The 2,122-nt window shown below is 62.5% G+C and carries 2 protein-coding genes; both read right to left on the reverse strand.

Going from position 1 to position 2,122, the window contains the following annotated elements:
- Positions 1–19 precede the first annotated feature (19 nt).
- Positions 20–1,216 (reverse strand): IS91 family transposase, encoded by a 1,197-nt coding sequence (locus LPU83_RS23910; RefSeq protein ID WP_024319241.1) that lies wholly within the window; start codon positions 1,214–1,216, stop codon positions 20–22.
- Between the two features lie 7 nt (positions 1,217–1,223).
- Positions 1,224–2,105 carry a tyrosine-type recombinase/integrase gene (locus LPU83_RS23950; protein WP_157997295.1) on the reverse strand — a complete coding sequence of 294 codons (882 nt, stop codon included), beginning with the start codon at positions 2,103–2,105 and terminating at the stop codon, positions 1,224–1,226.
- Between the last annotated feature and the right edge of the window lie 17 nt (positions 2,106–2,122).

The following is a 2,122-nucleotide window of genomic DNA, read 5'->3' on the forward strand; positions in this document are numbered from 1 at the left end:
TGAAAGCGGTGCGCTTCTTTCATGACGTATCCCTATATGGCGGTGGTCCGCGGACGCCGTCGAAGATTTCGATGATGATCATCTGTCCTTGACGACAGGCCGGGCATTGCCTGAGGGAACACCGGGTGAGTTCCTCGTAACGGTCGCGGTAGTCCTTTGAAGGTTGGCTCTCTGATGGCTCGGGAACCGGCATGCCGAGCAGGTCGCGGCAATGGGCAAGCTTTTGTTCGCGGTGGCGATTGCCGAGAAAACCGTAATAGCGGATGCGATGGAAGCCCTCGGGCAGGACGTGCAGCAGAAAGCGGCGGATGAACTCGTCGGCCGACACGGTCATGACCTTTTGCCGATCGCCGTGCCGATAATCCTTCCAGCGAAAACGCACCGCGCCGTCCTCGATATCGACGAGGCGGTTGTTGGAGATGGCGATGCGGTGCGTGTAGCGGCCGACGTAGTCGAGCACCTGCTCGGGCCCGGCGAAGGGCGACTTAGCAAAGACCACCCAGTCGGCCTTTCGCAGCGGCGCCAAATAGCGCCGGAAGGCGTTGCGCTCTTCGAGGCGCTGCAAGTCGGAGAAGAACTGCAGCTTGCCGGCGTCGAAGGCTTTCTGCAAGTGCTCGAGGAACAATCGTCGGAACAGGCGTGAGAGCACCCGGACCGGCAGGAAGAAACCGGGTTTGCAGGCGATCCATCGCGTGCTGTCCGGCGAGAACCCGCCACCCGGAACGACACAGTGCAGATGGGGATGGTGCAGCAGATTTTGCCCCCAGCTGTGCAGCACGGCGAAGAAGCCGATCTCGGCGCCGAGATGCTTGGGATCGGCGGCGATGGTGCGCAGCGTCTCGGCAGTGGCGCGGAACAGCAGACCGTAGACGAGCGCCTTGTTCTGGTAGGCGATGGCGGCAATGGCCTGCGGCAGCGTGAAGACGACGTGGAAGTACTGTGTGTCGAGAAGCTCGGCGCGCCGATCCTCCAGCCATTGCGCTCGGGCCAGCGATTGGCAGCGGGGACAATGCCTGTCGCGGCAGCTGTTGAAGGCGATGCGCCGGTGGCCGCATTGGTCGCACGCTTCGACGTGCCCCCCGAGCGCAGCGGTCCGGCACAACTCGATCGCCGTCATGACACGGCGCTGAGCAGTGGACAGCGATGTGTGCCGGGCACGATAGGCCTCGCCGTAGCGACGGAATATATCCGCCACTTCCGGCCCCGAACGGACCATCGGGAGCTCAGAAATACTCAGGTTTGGCGGGCGGCGGCGGGGTGGGCGCTGGACGCGGCAATAGCTCGAAGGGGCTCGAGGTTGCGCAGACCTTGTTGGTGGCGATGCGCAGATAATGAGCGGTGGTCGCGAGGCCGCGGTGACCGAGCAGCAGCTGAATGGTGCGCACGTCGGCGCCTGCCTCCAGGAGATGAACCGCGAAGGCGTGCCTCATGCTGTGTGGTGTGACCGGTTTGGACAAGCGGGAGAGGTCGTGCGCTTTCGCGCAAGCTTGCCCCACTGCGTCCCTGGTGATTGGCTGGCCGGCGCGATCGCCGGGGAAGAGCCACTCCTTCGGCCGCCGCATCTTCCAGTAATTGCGCAGGATCTCCAGGAGCTTGGGCGACAGCATCACATAGCGGTCCTTCTGGCCTTTGCCCTGCTCGACACGGACGACCATTCTCTGGCTGTCGATGTCCGTGGGCTTCAGGTGCACTGCTTCCGAAATGCGCAAACCGGCCGCATAGCAGGTGGTCAGGATGGCGTGGTGTTTGAGATCGGCCACGCAACCGAGAAACTGCTGCACTTCATCCGGGCTGAGGATGATTGGCAGTTTCTGTGGCTTCTTGGGAAGCGGGAGGACCTCTTCCGGCACCCAATCTCTTTCGAGCGTCACCTTATAGAGAAAGCGCAGTGCCGAAAGGGCGATGTGGATCGAGCCCGGCGCCAGCTTCTTCTCGTTGGCCAGATAGACCTGATAGGTCCGGATGTCCTCACGGCCGAGCAAGTCCGGCGACTTGCCGAAGTGTCGTGCGAACAGCGACACCTGCTGCAGATACGAGTGCTGGGTATTGAGCGAAAAATTGCGCACCTGCATGTCCTCGCTCATGCGCTGGCGAAGTGGGGTCATGATGAGCTCCTCTGTCC

The sequence above is a fragment of the Rhizobium favelukesii genome, from assembly GCF_000577275.2.
Classification (GTDB): Bacteria; Pseudomonadota; Alphaproteobacteria; order Rhizobiales; family Rhizobiaceae; genus Rhizobium; species Rhizobium favelukesii.